The sequence below is a fragment of the Nocardiopsis sp. TSRI0078 genome (assembly GCF_001905145.1).
GTDB lineage: Bacteria > Actinomycetota > Actinomycetes > Streptosporangiales > Streptosporangiaceae > Nocardiopsis.
In genome coordinates, this window is record NZ_LWLB01000035.1 from 362,319 (window position 1) to 378,292 (window position 15,974).

General features: G+C 71.1%; 14 protein-coding genes and 1 rRNA gene. 8 read left to right on the forward strand and 7 right to left on the reverse strand.

The window, feature by feature from the left end:
- Positions 1–58: 58 nt before the first annotated feature.
- A complete protein-coding gene (locus tag A6A08_RS24610; RefSeq protein WP_073705007.1) occupies positions 59–1,105 on the reverse strand; it encodes a chaplin family protein in 1,047 nt (348 codons plus the stop codon).
- Between the two features lie 1,032 nt (positions 1,106–2,137).
- Between A6A08_RS24610 and A6A08_RS24615 the strand changes: the two genes are divergently transcribed.
- Complete coding sequence (locus tag A6A08_RS24615) at positions 2,138–3,268, forward strand: CapA family protein (RefSeq protein ID WP_073705008.1); 1,131 nt, start codon at positions 2,138–2,140, stop codon at positions 3,266–3,268.
- A gap of 55 nt (positions 3,269–3,323) precedes the next feature.
- Here A6A08_RS24615 and add read toward each other — a convergent pair whose 3' ends face one another.
- On the reverse strand, positions 3,324–4,382 hold the full coding sequence (add, locus tag A6A08_RS24620) for an adenosine deaminase (RefSeq protein WP_073705009.1): 1,059 nt from the start codon (positions 4,380–4,382) through the stop codon (positions 3,324–3,326).
- A gap of 162 nt (positions 4,383–4,544) precedes the next feature.
- Between add and A6A08_RS24625 the strand changes: the two genes are divergently transcribed.
- Positions 4,545–5,144 carry a hypothetical protein gene (locus A6A08_RS24625; protein WP_083609260.1) on the forward strand — a complete coding sequence of 200 codons (600 nt, stop codon included), beginning with the start codon at positions 4,545–4,547 and terminating at the stop codon, positions 5,142–5,144.
- Positions 5,145–5,343: 199 nt separating this feature from the next.
- Here the strand turns inward: A6A08_RS24625 and A6A08_RS24630 are convergent, their stop codons facing one another.
- Complete coding sequence (locus A6A08_RS24630) at positions 5,344–6,801, reverse strand: aldehyde dehydrogenase (NADP(+)) (RefSeq protein ID WP_073705011.1); 1,458 nt, start codon at positions 6,799–6,801, stop codon at positions 5,344–5,346.
- Between the two features lie 385 nt (positions 6,802–7,186).
- On the opposite strand from A6A08_RS24630, the gene A6A08_RS24635 reads away from it, so the two are divergent.
- The 3 genes from A6A08_RS24635 to A6A08_RS24645 all read left to right on the forward strand — a co-directional run bounded on the left by A6A08_RS24635 (position 7,187) and on the right by A6A08_RS24645 (position 9,473).
- Entirely contained in the window at positions 7,187–7,777 is a 591-nt protein-coding gene (locus A6A08_RS24635; protein WP_073705012.1) for a TetR/AcrR family transcriptional regulator, read from the forward strand.
- A complete protein-coding gene (locus A6A08_RS24640) occupies positions 7,771–8,646 on the forward strand; it encodes a S9 family peptidase (RefSeq protein ID WP_073705013.1) in 876 nt (291 codons plus the stop codon). The genes A6A08_RS24635 and A6A08_RS24640 overlap by 7 nt, the downstream gene beginning before the upstream one ends.
- A gap of 203 nt (positions 8,647–8,849) precedes the next feature.
- The gene (locus tag A6A08_RS24645; protein ID WP_073705014.1) at positions 8,850–9,473 is read left to right on the forward strand and encodes an HD family hydrolase; all 624 of its coding nucleotides are present in this window, start codon (positions 8,850–8,852) and stop codon (positions 9,471–9,473) included.
- Between the two features lie 18 nt (positions 9,474–9,491).
- Here A6A08_RS24645 and A6A08_RS24650 read toward each other — a convergent pair whose 3' ends face one another.
- The 3 genes from A6A08_RS24650 to A6A08_RS24660 form a co-directional block, all read right to left on the reverse strand.
- Positions 9,492–10,250 (reverse strand): sulfite exporter TauE/SafE family protein, encoded by a 759-nt coding sequence (locus A6A08_RS24650; protein ID WP_073705015.1) that lies wholly within the window; start codon positions 10,248–10,250, stop codon positions 9,492–9,494.
- 154 nt (positions 10,251–10,404) lie between these two features.
- Positions 10,405–11,328 (reverse strand): SPFH domain-containing protein, encoded by a 924-nt coding sequence (locus A6A08_RS24655; protein WP_073705016.1) that lies wholly within the window; start codon positions 11,326–11,328, stop codon positions 10,405–10,407.
- Positions 11,329–11,610: 282 nt separating this feature from the next.
- Positions 11,611–12,396: an ABC transporter ATP-binding protein gene (locus tag A6A08_RS24660; RefSeq protein ID WP_073705017.1), complete on the reverse strand. Its 786-nt coding sequence runs from the start codon at positions 12,394–12,396 to the stop codon at positions 11,611–11,613.
- Between the two features lie 56 nt (positions 12,397–12,452).
- Here A6A08_RS24660 and A6A08_RS24665 point away from each other — a divergent pair, with 56 nt between their 5' ends.
- The 3 genes from A6A08_RS24665 (at position 12,453) to serB (ending at position 15,317) form a co-directional block, all read left to right on the forward strand.
- Complete coding sequence (locus A6A08_RS24665) at positions 12,453–13,238, forward strand: hypothetical protein (RefSeq protein WP_073705018.1); 786 nt, start codon at positions 12,453–12,455, stop codon at positions 13,236–13,238.
- Positions 13,239–13,361: 123 nt separating this feature from the next.
- Positions 13,362–14,000 carry a DUF1707 domain-containing protein gene (locus A6A08_RS24670; RefSeq protein WP_073705019.1) on the forward strand — a complete coding sequence of 213 codons (639 nt, stop codon included), beginning with the start codon at positions 13,362–13,364 and terminating at the stop codon, positions 13,998–14,000.
- Between the two features lie 90 nt (positions 14,001–14,090).
- A complete protein-coding gene (gene serB / locus A6A08_RS24675; protein ID WP_073705020.1) occupies positions 14,091–15,317 on the forward strand; it encodes a phosphoserine phosphatase SerB in 1,227 nt (408 codons plus the stop codon).
- A gap of 474 nt (positions 15,318–15,791) precedes the next feature.
- Here serB and rrf read toward each other — a convergent pair.
- Positions 15,792–15,907 (reverse strand): 5S ribosomal RNA (gene rrf / locus A6A08_RS24680).
- Between the last annotated feature and the right edge of the window lie 67 nt (positions 15,908–15,974).

Here is a 15,974-nt window from a genome sequence, read left to right on the forward strand (position 1 = left end):
CGGGGCCGCCGGTCCGGCGGCCCCGCGTGGATCCGGGGGCGGTTCCCGCTGCTCCCCGCTACTCCTCGTCGCCCACCGCGGCGCCGGCCTTGCGCTTGCGGGCGAAGTACAGGCCCGCGCCGCCGGCGCCGACCGCGGCGATGCCCGCGGCGACCAGGCCGGTCAGGGCGCCGCCGGTCACGGCGAGCTGCTCGTCGGCCTGCGGCTCGGGGGAGGGCTTGTCGTCCCCGGTGCCGGAGCCGTCCTCCTCGGGCTTCTCCTCCTCCGGCTTCTTGGGCTCCTCGGGCTCCTTGGGCTCCTCGGGCTTCTCCTCGCCGGGCTCCTTGGGCTCCTCGGGCTCCTTGGGCTCCTCGGGCTTCTCCCCTTCCGGCTTCTCCTCCTCGGAGATGACCTCCAGGCAGGAGGCCTCGGCCATACCGAGCACGGACACGGCGTTGCCGCAGATGTCGACGGCCGCGTCGACCGGGACCACGACCTGGTTCCCGCTGGCCACACCGCCCGAACCGTCGGTGGAGGCGCCACCGCCCTCGTTCTCGGGGGAGGCCTGGATGATGTTGATGATGGTGGTGCACTTGGAGCTGGAGCCGCCCAGGATCGCCACCGAGTTGCCGCAGACGTTGATGGCGGCGTCCACGGGAACGATGATCTGGTTCCCGCTGGCCACACCGCCCGAACCGTCGGTGGTGGTCCGGGGCGCGTCGGCGCTCTCCTCCTCCAGGACCTCGACCACCTCGACGCACTCGGCCTTGGAGACACCGCCGACGGCGGCCGCGTTGCCGCAGGCGTCGATCGCGGCGTCCACGGGAACGATGATCTGGTTCCCGCTGGCCACACCGCCCGAACCGTCGGTGGAGGTGTCGCCCTTGCCGCTGGCCTCGTAGAGGACCTCCGAGACCTGCGTGCACGTGGCCTGGGAGATGCCGAGGACGGCGAGCGAGTTGCCGCACAGGTCGGCCTCGACGTCCACGGGCACCACGACCTGGTTTCCGCTGCCGATACCGCCGGAACCGTCGGTGGAGGTGTCGGCGAAGGCCGCCGCGACGGGGGCGACGACCAGTCCCGCCGTCATGACGGTGGCGAAGGAGTAACGGAGTGTGTTGCGCATGTGCGGATGTGACCTTTCACGGATACAGCCTGGGGATCGCGTCGGTTGTGACGCTGTGCCATGGCGGGACCGGTGCCCGCGTCAGTGGACGCGGTCCCGTGGACCACGGGCGGGGCGGGTCCGTCACCGGAGAAAGCGGTGCGACGGCGGGGTGACCCGCGTGTGTGAAGTCGCGGCCCGGTTCGAAGTACGTTCCGTGGAACCGCCAACGGATCGAACGTTAGCAAGCCACCGGGAGCCCGCAGGCGTTTTCGGAAAATGCTCTTCTCCAGTGCAAATACTCTTTGCAATCATAGCGACGCACATCGTCATGACCGCAGTTCACAGGAGTGTCACCAGCAACACACGGCAACTGATCGAACACACAAGGTGCATGCTCGAAAAGAAAATTTTCCGGGTAAACCCGCCAAACGAACCAACGAAGCAGGTTCGTATATTCGCTCGACGACCACCCTCTGGCACTTTGAACTACATGTCGGACTTTCCCTGCATGCGAAGAATGTCCTTTATGGCATGAATGCGAACAAGACCCGAAAAGCGAAGATATCGGCCGGGTCCGCGAGGGACCCGACCGGGCACGGCCTCGGCAAGGAGGGCTCCGGCGGCCCGGCACCGCCGGAGGCGGCGGGCCGCCCGGAAGCAGGACGCGGGTGTACGTGACCCGAGAAGACGGCCTGCCCGCGCGTGCTCGCCGCCCAGGTGCACGCGAACCCCTCAACCACGGGCATTCCCCGCGCCGCACGCGTCTTCAGCCCCTACCAAAAGCAGCAAAAGCGCTGGTCATGTGCACGTACCCTGGACCCGGCACACCGTCGAACCCGAGTCGGCGGACCATCCCAGCCGACGTCCCGTCGGCGCCGGGACCCGGTACCGGAGCTCTCGGCACCGCACCGCACGCCCGTGTCCATTCCCGGTGACGGCTCGGGATGCCCACCCGGCATCCATCCAGTCACGACGGCCAACCGGAAACGCGTAAAGCGCGTCCTAACACCAGGACATGCCCCCCGTTTCCCCCGCCCTACTGGAGCATGCATGCACCCTGTACTCCCGCATCCCCGCACGCGTACGACGCTCTCGGTCAGCGCCGCGGCCCTGCTTCTCCTGCTCACCGCCTGTTCCGCGGGCGATGAGGAGACCCCGTCCCAGAACGAGGGTGCGGTCGCCTCCAGCGACGGGTCCACCGCTCCGACCTCACCCAGCACCGAGCCCGAGCCGGCCGGTGAGCCCTTCACCATCGCCTTCGGCGGCGACGTGATGTTCGACGGCGTCATCGAGCCGCGCCTGGCCGACCCCCAGACCGCGCTCGGCCCGATCTCCGAGCAGCTCTCCGCCGCCGACCTGGCCATGGTCAACCTGGAGACGGCCATCACCGAGGGCGGTACGCCCGCCCCCGGCAAGCAGTACGTGTTCCGCGCGCCCACGAGCGCCCTGGAGGCCCTGGACGCCGCCGGCGTGGACGTGGCCACCATCGCCAACAACCACGGCATGGACTACGGCGTGGACGGCCTGACCGACACCCTGGAGAGCGCCGAGGCCTCCCCCGTCCAGCTGGTCGGCGCCGGACGCGACATCGAGGAGGCGTACAGCCCCCACGTCGCCGAGGTCAACGGCCAGAGCGTCGCGATGTTCGGCGCCACCGACGTCCTGGACGACCACCTCATGTCCGCGTGGACGGTGGGCGAGGGCAAGCCCGGCATGGCCTCCACCAAGGGCGAGATGAAGCAGCGGATGCTCACCGCGGTCTCCGAGGCCGCCGCCGAGCACGACAACGTGGTGGTCTTCCTGCACTGGGGCCTGGAGCGCGCGCACTGCCCGCTCCCGCACGCGCCCACCCTCGCCGAGGAACTGGTCGAGGCGGGCGCCTCCGCCGTCGTCGGCGGCCACGCGCACGTGCTGTCCCCGGGCGGGTTCATGGGCGACTCCTACGTGCACTACGGGCTGAGCAACTTCGTCTTCTACAACTTCGACGGCCCCACCGCCGAGACGGGCGTGCTCACCCTCACCTTCGACCAGGGCAGCGTGACCCAGGCCGACTGGACCCCCGCGCAGATCCAGGGCGGCGTCCCCGTGCCCTACGAGGGCGCCGCGGCCGATGCGGCCGAGCAGACCTGGCTGGACATGCGCACCGAGTGCGGGCTCCCGCTGACCGACTCGCCCGCGTAGGCGGTTCCGCGGGCTCCCCCGTCCAGGCGGGAAGGAGTCCGCGGGCACCCGGCCCCTACACCGGGGAGGGCGTCCCGACCGTGTCGACCCCGTGGCGCTCGGCGACCTCCGCGATCTCGGCCAGCAGCCGGTGGCGGCGGGCCGCGCCCAGGTAGGAGGCGTGCACGCCGTTCGCGGCGAGCCGCACCAGGTCGGCGGCCCCCAGACCCAGCCGGTGGGCGGCGCGGTACTCGTTGGTCAGGTCGGTGCCGAACATGGTGGGGTCGTCGCTGTTGAGGGTGACCAGCAGTCCGGCTTCCAGCATGCGGGGCAGCGGGTGCTCCTCCAGCCGCCGTACCGCGCGCGTGCGCAGGTTGGAGGTGGGGCTGACGTCCACGGGGATCCGCCCCTCCGCGAGGCGTTCGACCAGTGCCCGGTCCCGCATGGAGTCGATGCCGTGGCCGATGCGTTCGGCGCCGAGGGCGTCCAGGGCCTCGCGCACCCGCTCGGGGCCGCCGTGCTCACCGGCGTGCGGCAGGCTGGCCAGCCCGGCGGCGCGGGCCCGGCCGAACACCCCGGCGTACTGCTCCAGCGGTGTCTCCACCCCGCCGACGCCGAAGCCGACCACGCTGGGCGGCGCCTCGCGCAGGACCGCGTCCACGGTCGCCTCGGCGCTCTCCAGACCGAAGTCGGCGGGGAAGTCGGGGATCCACCGCAACTGGATGCCGTGCTCGGCCTCGGCCGCGCGGCGCGCCTCCTCGATCCCGTCGAAGACCACGCGGGCGGGTACCCCGCGCATCAGGTGGGCGTAGAGGCTGACGTGCACCTCGGCGTAGCGCACGTTCTGCGCGGCCAGGCTCTCGGCGACCGCCGACACCAGGAGGGCGAAGTCCCCCTCCTCGCGCAGGGTCCGCACCGAGGCCAGGTAGACCTCGACGAAGTGCGGGAAGTCGGTGAAGGCGTACCAGTCCCGGAGCTCCTCCAGGCTGCCGGGAACGTCCCGCTCCCCGTGTCTGCGGGCCAGCTCGAACAGGGTGTCAGCGGGCATCGACCCTTCGAGGTGGACGTGCAGTTCGACCTTGGGCAGGTCCCTGACGAGGGCCTCGACGTCGGCGGGGATGGCGTGGATGTCCATGGCGTGAGGCTACGCGCGCACGCAAGCCGCCCCAAAGCCCTTCCGGCCAAGCTCACACCCGTCCGTCAGAAGCGGGCGTGGATACGGTGGGGAGATGGCCCCCAGCCTCCACCCCCACCTCCGTACCTCCCGTCGCGCCTCGCCGTGTCCCGTGCACGGAACATGGTCCGTGCGCAGAACAACCCGCGGGCCTTCACCTACCTGACCTTCGGCTTCCTCGTGCTCCTCGTGTGGCTGCTCTTCCTGGGCCTGGCCGTCGCGATCACCGAATCCCACGTGGACACCCTCGTCTACGCCGGTACCGGCCTGCTCGCGGCCGTCGGCCTGACGGTGCTCACCAGTGAACTCGGCGCCTGGGAGACACGCCGCGTCAACGGTGGCCGTCCCCTGCCCGCCGACGCGGACCCGGTCCGCGTGGCCACGGCCGAACGACTGGTCGAGGAGGGAGGGCTCGGTCGGGATCCCGAGACCAACCGGCTGGCCAGGATCCTGGCCGAGCAGGCGCTGAGGCAGGTCGATGTTCGGTACCCGCGTGCCTGGACGGCCTTTCTGGCCGTGACGGCACTGTTCGTGGGGACCATGGCCGCCCGGAACCTGGTGACGGAGGGTCTCACTCCGGGGAGTACGCTCCACTCCGTCATCCTCGTCCTCTGCCTGTGCTCCGCCTGGTGGCACCCGGCCGAAGCGGCCAGGAAGCAGCACCGGGCCGAGGCCTTCCACGAGGCCTATGACAGGTACACCGACGAAGGCCGGGCGCGGTGACCGCGGGGGTTCGTCGTCCCCGCGCTCTTCGGTACGCGACCTCCCACCTGCGGCGAGGCCCTGGCAGGCGGTTCCTGACGTCTGTCGTGACGTCGCCGGTCGGACCGCCGGCCCCGGCACCACCACGTCGTCGTCCGTGAACCGCGGCACCGCCCGGACGGGCCGGACGCGCGCACCGGCGCGTCCGGCCCCGTGGCGGTCAGGCGGAGGGCGCCCCGCCGTTCACCCGGCGCGGCACGCCGAGCGGGTTGTCGTCGCGCAGCTCCGGGGGCAGCAGCGACTGCGGGACCGACTGGTAGGTGACCGGGCGCAGGAAGCGCCGGATCGCGCTGGTGCCCACCGAGGTGTGCAGCGGCGCGGTGGTCGCGGGGTAGGGGCCGCCGTGGGTCATCGCGTAGGTGACCGCCACCCCGGTCGGCCATCCGTTCCAGAGCACCCGTCCGGCCAGGGACGCGCCCAGGGCCAGCAGGGCGGGAGCGATCTCGTCGTCCTCCTCGCCCTGCACGGTGACGGTGAGCTGGCCCCCGAACACCCCGGCCGCCTCCAGCAGCCGCCGCTCGTCGGAGTAGGTCACCACGAGGGTCGCCGGACCGAAGCACTCCTCCAGCAGGGTGTCGGCGTTCTCCAGCAGGGAGTCCAGGTCGGTGCGCAGCAGGGACGGCGTCCAGTCGTCACCGGTGCGCTTCCCCTGCACCAGGACCTCGGTGGCCGGGTGGGCGCTCAGGGCGTCCAGGTTCCGGACGAAGCCCTCGGTGACCCGCTCGTTGAGCAGGGGAGCGGCCGCCCGCGCGGAGAAGTCCTCGACGAGGGCGTCGAGCTTGGCCTCCTCGGGCAGGAACACCACCCCGGGCTTGGTGCAGAACTGGCCCGCGCCCATGGCGGCCGAGTCCGCGTAACCGCTGAGGATCTCCTCGCCGCGCGCCGCGGCGGCTCCGCGGGTGACGAACACCGGGTTCACGCTGCCCAGCTCCCCGTAGAAGGGGATGGGGTCGGGCCGGGAGACCGCGAGGTCGAACAGGGCCCGTCCGCCGGGGATGGAACCGGTGAAGCCGACGGCCCGGGTGAGCGGGTGCGTGACCGCGCGCTTGCCGGCCTCCAGGCCCTCGACCAGGGCGAAGGTCCCCTCGGGGGCCCCGGCGCCGGCGAGCGCGGCGACCACGGTCTCGGCGGTGCGCCGGGCCAGCCGGGGGTGCCCGGGGTGGGCCTTGACGACCACCGGGCATCCGGCGGCCAGGGCGGAGGCGGTGTCCCCTCCGGCGGTGGCGAAGGCGAACGGGAAGTTGCTCGCCCCGAACACCACCACCGGTCCGAGCGGGACCAGCAGGCGGCGCACGTCCGGGCGCGGGGTGCCCCATTCGGGGTCGGCGGGGTCCACGGCCGCCTCCAGGTAGGAGCCGTCCTCCAGGACCTCGGCGAACAGCCGCAGCTGGAAGGTGGTGCGGCCCAACTCGCCCCGGCAGCGGGCCTCCGGGTAGTGTGCCTCCTCCATCGCGATCGGCACGAGGTCGTCGGCGGCGGAGTCCAGGGCGTCGGCGACGGCACGCAGCAGGCGGGCGCGCTCGGCCGGTGCGAGGGCGGCCAGGAGCGGAGCCGCCGCTGCGGCCCGTTCCAGGACGGAGTCGAGTTCCTCCGGTGTGGTGTCCGGGGCGGTGGTCATGGCTCAGCCTCCAGGAGGGTGCGTACGCTGCGTCAACCCGATCCAACCATGCCAGAACCCATCTGGAAAGCGCTATCCAGGCAGATCGGGCATCGTTCTCGTACACAGCCGGATCCCCGGCCGCACAAGAGTCACAAGCCCCTGCTTCCATGGGACCTTGGCACGAAACTGGAATTTCCCCGGAACCAGGTGATTCCAGAAAGGCATCATAGGAGCCGTGACGACACATTCCCGAAGCTCAACGCCCCCGAGGTCGCGACAGTCCCCAGGCAGCACGGGGAACAACCGCGCGTCACGCGAGACCGGTGGACGGGCCGGTGCCGCCCACGACGAACTGGCCTTCGCCCAGGCGCCCCTGCGAAGGCTGCCCGCCCAGCAGCGCAGCATGCTCCGAGTCCAGCGCATGCTCGACTGCTGCGCCGAACTCCTCGACGAGGTCGGCTACGACAACCTCTCGACCACGAGGATCGCCGAACGCGCCGGGGTTGCGATCGGCTCCGTCTACCAGTTCTTCCCGGACAAGAAGGCCATCACCCAGGCGCTCGGCCTGCGCTTCCTCGACCAGTTCGGCTCGCGTGTCACCGAACGCCTGGCCGAGGCCTCCTTCAGCCACTGGACCCACGCCGTCGACGCCGTCGTCGACGAGTACGTCGACATGCACCGCCACGTGCCGGGCTTTCGCAGCCTGCACTTCGGCGACATCGTCGACCCCCGCCTCCTCAGCGGAGGCGCCGACAACAACCGCGTCATCTCCGTCCGCCTGCGCGAGATCATCGTCTCCGTCACGGGCATCCCCGATGACGACGAACTGGACCGGGCCCTCCACGTCGCCGTCGAATCCGCCGACGCCGTGCTCAAGCTCGCCTTCCGGGACGACCCCGAGGGCGACCCCGCCCTCGTCCACGAGGCCAAGCGCCTGGTCAGCAGTTACCTGTCCCACTTCTCCCGACACAACGGAGGCGACCATCCGTGGTAGCCGACGCCGGCACCCTCTCCCAGCCCGTCACCGGGACCGCCGCCGGAGTACCCTTCCTGGCCCTGCCACCCGCCAACGGTGACGTCCCGGCCCCGCTCGTCCTCGGCCTGCACGCCTTCGAGCCGCCCCGCGCCGAGGCCGCCCTCGCCGGAACCGCGCCCATGGCGCCGCTCCCCGCCTGGCGGGTCTACCTCGGCCTCCCCCTGTTCGGAGCCCGACTCCCCGAGGGCGGTGTCGCCGAGGTCAACCGGCGCGGCGAACGCGACTACCTCGTCGAACTGTTCGGTCCGGTGGTCGAGGAGGCGGCCGCCGAGCTGCACCGTGTCACCGCCGAACTGCGCTCCACCTTCCCCGTCACCGACGCCCCCGTCGGCCTGGTCGGCGTGGGCGCCGGGGCCTCGGCCGTCCTGCTCAACCTCGCCGAGGGGCACCTGCCCGTCAGCGCCGCCGCGGTCATCAACCCGGTCGTGGACCCGGCCCTGGTCATCGCCGCACGCGAGAGGCACACCGGCGCCCACTACGAGTGGACCGAGCAGGCCTGGAACACACGCGGCTGGCTGGACTTCGGCAGCCGCGCGGAGGAGGTCTCCCGCGACGGCGTCCCCCTGCTCGTCGTCAGCGGGGGCCGGGACGAGGTCGTACCCCCCGAGCACGGGCGGGCCCTGCACGACGCCCTGGCCGCCCACGTCCCCGAGCATGCGCTCCGTCACATCGTGGTACCCGACCTGGCCCACTCCATCGGCCCCGAACCCGGCCTCCGCCCCGGTCCGCTCACCCCGGCCGGAGTCCTCACCGACCGCGCGCTGACCGAGTGGTTCCACCTGCACCTGACGTCTTCCTCGCAGGTCCGGGGCGCCGGGGAGGCCTAGGCCGGACCGGCCGGGCCACGGCCCGCGGCCCGCCCCGGCGGGAACACCGACCGTTCATCGCGTACACCCCGCCGCCTCCTCCCGCGTCCTCCTGGCGGACGCCGCCGCGACAGTCGGTACGCGTTCCATGGGATCATCCAGGGGCGACCGCTCCGAGCGGTCCGCCTGACCGTTTCGACTCATCCTTCAGGAGGGCGAACCACGTGACGGAACCGGCACCGGTCTTTGCCAGCGGGGTCGACAACGAGCGGTTGAACGCGCAACTGCGCTTCCTTCTGGAAGTCGACAAACTCAAGCGCATCCTGCGGCAGTGCCTCCTCGTGGACGGCTCCCGCCGCGAGAACTCGGCCGAGCACTCCTGGCACCTGGCGCTGTCCGCCCGCACCTTCGCCGAGTACGCGCCCGAGGGCACCGACATCGACCGGGTCGTCGAGATGCTGGTACTGCACGACATCGTGGAGATCGACGCCGGGGACACGTTCCTCTTCGACAGGGTCAGCACCGAGACCCAGGCCGCACGCGAGCGCGCCGCGGCCGACCGCATCTTCCCCCTGCTGCCCGAGGACCAGGCGGAGCGGGCCCGCGAGCTCTGGGAGGAGTTCGAGGCGCGCTCCACGCCCGAGGCCCGCTTCGCCCGCGCGGTCGACCGGCTGTCGCCCATGCTCGCCAACTGGCACAACGAGGGCGGCACCTGGGTGCGCTTCGGCATCACCCGGGCACAGGTGATGGAGAAGGTCAAGCTGATCCAGGAGGGGTCGGAGGCGCTCGGAGCCTACGCGACCGCATTGGTGGACGACGCCGACCGCCGGGGCTACTTCAGCTCCTGACCCCGTCCGGGCGAGGGGTCAGACCCGGCCGATGACGAGCTGGACCGCCGCGGACATGCCCACGAGCACCAGGCACGTGCGCAGCGCCGCCGAGCTGAGCCTGCGCCCGAACTTCGCGCCGAGGTAGCCGCCGACGACGGTCCCGACCGCGATGAGGCCGACCACCGGCCAGGCGGGCGAGGCCAGCACGATGTAGAACACCGCGGCGGTGCTGTTGACGATGGTGGTGAGCACGTTCTTCAGCGCGTTGAGCCGCTGGATGTCGTCGTCCAGCGCGGTGCCGAGGAGGCTCATCAGGATGATCCCCTGGGCTGCGGCGAAGTAGCCGCCGTAGGTCCCGGTCGCGTAGATGCCCAGCGGCAGCAGCGGACCGCCGTTCCTGCGGGCGGGCCCGCGGGCGCGCATCCAGCTCGTGATCCGCGGCTGGAGGATGATCAGCACGCAGGCGAAGCCGATCATGAACGGCACCACGACCTCGAACACGCCCGGCGGCAGGTAGATCAGCAGCAGGGCGCCGGTCACCGCTCCGAGGAAGGACATGCTGCCGAGCCGCAGGACCCGGGCGCGCTGGTCGGCCAGCTCCCGGCGGTAGGCGATGGTGCCGCTGAGCGTCCCGGGGGCCAGGCCGATGCTGTTGGAGATGGTCGCGGTGATGGGCGGATAGCCCAGGGCCAGCAGCACGGGGAAGGTGAACAGGGTCCCCGACCCCGCGATGGCGTTGATCCCGCCCGCGGCCACACCGGCGAGGAGGATGAGCGCCGCTTCCCAGAGTTGCATCCCCGGCCTTCCTGGTCCGTGGCTCCCCGGAGTTCGAGGGCGACAACAGCCTACGAGGACGGACTGCGCGGCTCTCACGCCGGGATGCGCCGAACGCGAAGGACGGGGCCCGCGGGTCGCGGGCCCCGTCCTCGGCGATCACTCGGCGCCCGGGTCAGGGGACCCGGACCACCTCCTCGCGCAGCCGGTCGAAGGCGGCACCGACCCCCTGGAGGGCCTGGCCCATCTCGGAGGGGACGACCCACACCTTGTTGGAGTCGCCCCGGGCGATCTCCGGAAGCTTCTGGATGTAGTGGTAGGCCAGCACGTCCGGGTCGACCCGGCTGGTGTGCAGGGCCTTGAACACCATGTGGATGGCGTCGGCCTCACCGCGGGCCCGCATCGTCTGGGCCTCGGCGTCGGCCTTGGCCGTGAGCGCCTGCGCCTCGGCGGCGCCCCTGGCCCGCAGCACCGCCGCCGAGCGCTCACCCTCGGCGCGCAGCACCGCGGACTGCTTCTCGCCCTCGGCGCTGAGCAGTTGGGCGCGCTTCTCCCGGTCGGCGCGCATCTGCATCTCCATCGCCTCCTGCACGGAGGAGGGCGGTTCGATGCCCTTGAGCTCGATGCGGCTGATCTCGATGCCCCAGTCGCGGGTGGCCTCGTCCAACACCGTCTTGAGCTCGCGGTTGATCTCGTCGCGGGAGGTGAGCGTGCCCTCCAGGTTCATACCGCCGATGACGTTGCGCAGGGTGGCCAGGGTCAGCTGCTCGACGGCCTGGATGAAGTTGGCGACCTCGTAGGTGGCCCGGTAGGCGTCCACGACCCGGATGTAGACCGCCGAGTCGACCTCGACCGCGAGGTTGTCCTCGGTGATGGCCGACTGCGGCGGGAAGCTCACGACCTGGACGCGGCGGTCGATCCGCTCGCGCACCTGGTCCACTCCGGGGATGACGACGTTGAAACCCGAACTCAGCGTCCGGTGGAACTTGCCGAAGCGCTCGACGACGTCCTCCATCGAATGCGGAACGATACGCACGCTCCGCCAGAAGATGAGCAACAGGACGGCGACGAAAAGCGCCACGATGATGATCATGGTCATGGGCCCACCCCGGTCTCCGGACGGGGGGCGGCGTTCAGCATCGGCATCTGGGCGGCTCCGGATCTCCTGACGGGGGTGACAGGGCGGCGCGGGCACGGACCGCGTACCGGCGGCCCCGCCCACCCGAAGATCATAAAGCGCGCCGAAATAGAGCGATCCCCCACCGAGCGCTGACGCTACCCCATATGCGTTGGGGCGACCACATTCGGACAGAAATCCTGTTTAAGGACAATATCTTTCTGTTTTTATCGCAACCCCATAAGTAAGGGGCGGGGAGAGGGATCAGACGGCCCGCGCGCTCCAGCGCTCGCCGTCGCGCTCCACCTTCAGCGGCAGGCCGAAGGTCTCCGACAGGTGCTCGGCGGTCAGGACCCCGTCGATCGGGCCGGCCTGTACCACCGACCCCCCGCGCAGCAGCAGCGCGTGCGTGGTCCCGGCGGGGATCTCCTCCACGTGGTGGGAGACCACCACCAGCGAGGGCGCGGCCTCGTTGCGGGCCAGGTTGCCGAGCCTGCGCAGCAGGTCCTCGCGGCCGCCCAGGTCCAGCCCGGCGGCGGGCTCGTCCAGGAGCAGCAGCTCGGGGTCGGCCATCAGGGCACGGGCGATCAGCACGCGCTTGCGCTCGCCCTCGGACAGGGTGTGGAAGCGGCGGTCGGCCAGGTCGCCGACCCCCCAGTGGCCCAGCAGGGTGCGCGCACGGCCGTAGTCCGGGTTCCCGTACTCCTCGCGGAAGCGCCCCACGTAGCCGTAGGCGGCGCTCAACACGACGTCGAGGACCTCGGTGTCCTCCTCGATCCGCGACGCCACCGAGGCGCCCGCGTAGCCGATGAGCGGACGCAGCTCGAACACGTCCACCCGGCCCAGCCTCTCGCCGAGGATCTCCACCTCTCCCCTGGTGGGGTGCGTCTGGCTGTACGCCACGTTCAGCAGTGTGGTCTTCCCCGCTCCGTTGGGGCCGAGGACCACCCAGCGCTCCCCCTCACGCACCGTCCAGTCCACGCCGTCCAGCAGGTCGGCGTCACCCCGTCGAACCGTGACCCCGCTCAGGCCCAGAACCCGCCCGTCCATCGTCCTCCCTCACATCACGTCCCACGCCGGTGCACGGGCCGACCTACCCTGAAGCAATGCATCTCACGTCCGCACCACTCGTCGCCTGGGGCAACGCCTGGCTGTCCGGACACGTCGGACTCGACGACGCCGTGGACGCCGTCGAACGGCGTGGCGGCCCCAGCCTGATCGGGACAGTACCCGCAGCCGACCTGCCCTTCGACAGCGGTGTGCCGCTGCGGGTCGCACTGGCACGGCTTCGTGGTCTGGGGTTGTCCGCGTTCCGGTTGGCGCTGCCCGCCTGGGGGGATCCCCTCGGGCTGGTGGGCCCCAAGGAACTCAACCAGGCCGCCATCGAAGCGCAGGAGGGGGTGCTGATGCAGCTCGCCGACCGGCAGGTGGGCCTGGTGCCCGCCGCCGACCGGCGTGGTTCATCCTATGTCGGCGTCGCCTGGACACCGTATCCGGCGAACGACGCCCCTCCCCAGGTACCGGGCCTGGCCGAGGCGGAGCAGGCCCTGAAACTCACCCTCATCGAGGTCGCCGGGCTGATGGAGGGCGTGGACGACATCGCGTCGTTCGCGCCGGGCGTACACCGCCGGTTGGACGAACTGGGGGGCGTGGAGACGCCGTCCCTGGCACACGGGTACCCGCCGCGCGCCCACCGGGTGGCGGCGCAGGCCGAGCGGCTCGCGAAGGTGGTGGAGCTGGCCGAGCCGTCCTCTGGCCGGGGGATGAGCGCCCAGCAGGTCTCGGCCCGGAGTGAGGCCCTGCGGCGGCTGGACTCCGCGGTACGCAGGGCCCTGGTGGCCGCGCACGCGGCGATCGCCCTACCCTCCCGAAGCGCCGGGGAGAGCCGGTAGGGGGAGTCTCCGGGTAATGCCAGGGGAGATACCTGATCCACGGGGACGGGGCGGCGCCGATACTGGATGTGTGGCAGGCCGAGACCCCGGCCCCACGGATGGAACACGAGGAGACCCGTCATCATGCAGCCCGAGCACATCCGAGCCTCCGACGCGGACCGGGACAAGGTCGCCGAACGGCTGCGTGAGGCCCTGGCGGAAGGACGCCTCACCCCCGTGGAGCACGAGGAGCGGCTGGACACCCTGTACAGGGCCAAGACCGTCGGCGAACTCGCCCCCATCGTGGAGGACCTGCCGACCCCCGGCTACGGCTACGCCTCCATGGAGCGGCGCTCGGACGCGCCCAGCGGCATGGAGGTCCTGGGCAGCGAGGCCCGCGACCTGGCCGGGCAGAGCAAGGGCTCGGAGAACCTGGTCGCGGTGTTCGGCGGCTGCGAGCGCAAGGGCCGCTGGCTGGTCGAGCCCCGGACGAACGTGTCCGTGCTGTGCGGCGGGGTCGAGCTGGACCTGCGCGAGGCGGTGCTCAGCCAGCACGAGGTGACCATCCAGGTCGCGGTGATCCTGGGCGGGGTGGACATCACCGTGCCGCACGGGGTCAGGGTGATCAACAACACGTCGGCGATCCTGGGTGGTACGGACGTGCACAAGACGGACCAGGTCACGGACCCGAACGCCCCGGTCGTGCGGCTGACGGGCACCTGCATGCTGGGCGGGGTGGACATCAAGGCGAAGGGTCCCAAGCGCAGGAAGAAGAAGAGGTGACCTCCAGCTGTCCACATAGTGGACTAGCTGGGAAAAGAGCACGCCCTGCCCGACCTCTCCGCACCCGGGCCGAGTACCGTGGGTGGCGCCATGAATGAGACATCCACGTTGTTGGTGACAGTGACCGGACACGACCGTCCGGGCATCAGCGCCCGTCTTCTGAGCACCCTCTCCGTCTTCCCGGTGACCATCGTCGACCTCGAACAGGTGGTCCTCGCGGGACGCCTGGTGCTGGGCGCGGTCCTCGGTGTGGACGAGCGGGTGGCTCCCGGTGTGAGCCGCCGACGGGTCTTCGAGGAGGTCCGCGGTGCGCTCGACAAGACCGCGATCGACCTCGACATGGAGGTCGGCTACGGCGAGGGCGGCGGCCGTGTGAACGCCTTCGGGCCCGGCCACCTGCACGTGACCGTCCTGGCCGACCCGCTGCGCCCCGGAGCCCTGGGCGCCATCACGTCGTGCGTGGCGCGCGCGGGCGCGAACATCGACCGGATCGAGCGCCTGTCCAGCTATCCGGTGACCTCCGTGGAGATGGAGATCTCCGGCGGCGACGCCGACCAGCTGCGGGCCGAGCTGGCCATGGAGGCCTCCACCCAGGGGGTGGACGTCGCGGTGCAACAGAGCGGCCTGCACCGGCGCGGCAAGCACCTCATCGTCATGGACGTGGACTCCACCCTGATCCAGGGCGAGGTGATCGAGCTCCTGGCGGCCCACGCCGGCTGCGCGGACGAGGTCGCCCGGGTCACCGAGGAGGCCATGCGAGGGGAGCTGGACTTCGAGGAGTCGCTCCGCCGCCGCGTCGCGCTGCTGAACGGCCTGGACGCCTCCGCCATCGGGAAGGTGTGCGAGGAGATCCAGCTGACCCCGGGCGCACGGACCCTCGTGCGCACCCTGAAGCGCCTGGGCTACGAGTTCGGGATCGTCAGCGGCGGCTTCACCCAGATCACCGACGTGCTCGTGGAGCGCCTGGGCCTGGACTACGCCGCCGCGAACACCCTGGAGGTCGTCGACGGCAAGCTGACCGGCGAGCTGGTCGGCCCGGTCATCGACCGCAAGGGCAAGGCGACCACTCTGGAGCGGTTCGCCGCGGAGGCCGGCGTGCCCCTGGAGCAGACCGTGGCGGTCGGCGACGGCGCCAACGACCTGGACATGCTCCAGGTCGCGGGCCTGGGCGTGGCCTTCAACGCCAAGCCGGTCGTGCGCCAGCAGGCCGACACCTCGGTGAACGTGCCCTACCTGGACACGATCGCGTTCATCCTCGGCATCACCCGCGAGGAGATCGAGGCCGCCGACCTGCACGCCCAGGCGGAGACCCTGTAGAAGGCGCAGCGGCCCAGTGTGGGCAGAGCCTTCCGCACGTCCCCGGCCGTGCACCCGTAGAGCCCACCATGGCGTTCCACCCCAGGGGGTGATGAAGCCGAAAGCAGTGCCCCTCACCGGCAAGCCCCCAGCGGTGACCGCACACCGCACGGGACACGCACGCCGGAGGGCGGACCGGCCTCAAGCAACCACGCACCCGTGCAGGCAACCGGGGCGGGTCACCCCAGCGGGTTTGAGGTAGAGCGCTCGGCAGCGAGCCACCATGCACCCCGTAGAGCCCAGGCTGACGCACAACCCCAGCGGGGTTCAGGGGAGAACGCCCAACAGCGCGCAACCACGCACCCGTAGAGCGTCCAGCCGCGGGCCGCCCCCGGGAAGGGCACCCAGCAACAAAACACCCGCTTTCACACACGCACAAGCACAGACACAAAAAAAGAGGGGGCCGCCCACAAGCGACCCCCCCTTCACGAAAAACCGTGGCAGCAACCTACTCTCCCACCCCACCACAGGGCAGTACCATCAGCGCAAAGAGACTTAACGACCGGGTTCGGAAAGAGACCGGGTGTGACCCTCCAGCAATAACCACCACGGAAACCACCACCCACCAGACTCCAACCCCCACCAGGGCGAATCACAGCGAGCAAGCTCCGTGAACAA

What these genes read in the sequence shown, in the direction of transcription:
- A6A08_RS24615 (WP_073705008.1), top strand. Translation starts at nt 2,138, where the DNA reads ATGCACCCTGTACTCCCGCATCCCCGCACGCGTACGACGCTCTCGGTC.
- A6A08_RS24625 (WP_083609260.1), top strand. Translation starts at nt 4,545, where the DNA reads ATGGTCCGTGCGCAGAACAACCCGCGGGCCTTCACCTACCTGACCTTC.
- A6A08_RS24660 (WP_073705017.1), bottom strand. Translation starts at nt 12,396, where the DNA reads ATGGACGGGCGGGTTCTGGGCCTGAGCGGGGTCACGGTTCGACGGGGT.
- add (WP_073705009.1), bottom strand. Translation starts at nt 4,382, where the DNA reads ATGGACATCCACGCCATCCCCGCCGACGTCGAGGCCCTCGTCAGGGAC.
- A6A08_RS24670 (WP_073705019.1), top strand. Translation starts at nt 13,362, where the DNA reads ATGCAGCCCGAGCACATCCGAGCCTCCGACGCGGACCGGGACAAGGTC.
- A6A08_RS24635 (WP_073705012.1), top strand. Translation starts at nt 7,187, where the DNA reads ATGCTCCGAGTCCAGCGCATGCTCGACTGCTGCGCCGAACTCCTCGAC.
- A6A08_RS24665 (WP_073705018.1), top strand. Translation starts at nt 12,453, where the DNA reads ATGCATCTCACGTCCGCACCACTCGTCGCCTGGGGCAACGCCTGGCTG.
- serB (WP_073705020.1), top strand. Translation starts at nt 14,091, where the DNA reads ATGAATGAGACATCCACGTTGTTGGTGACAGTGACCGGACACGACCGT.
- A6A08_RS24650 (WP_073705015.1), bottom strand. Translation starts at nt 10,250, where the DNA reads ATGCAACTCTGGGAAGCGGCGCTCATCCTCCTCGCCGGTGTGGCCGCG.
- A6A08_RS24630 (WP_073705011.1), bottom strand. Translation starts at nt 6,801, where the DNA reads ATGACCACCGCCCCGGACACCACACCGGAGGAACTCGACTCCGTCCTG.
- A6A08_RS24610 (WP_073705007.1), bottom strand. Translation starts at nt 1,105, where the DNA reads ATGCGCAACACACTCCGTTACTCCTTCGCCACCGTCATGACGGCGGGA.
- A6A08_RS24655 (WP_073705016.1), bottom strand. Translation starts at nt 11,328, where the DNA reads ATGACCATGATCATCATCGTGGCGCTTTTCGTCGCCGTCCTGTTGCTC.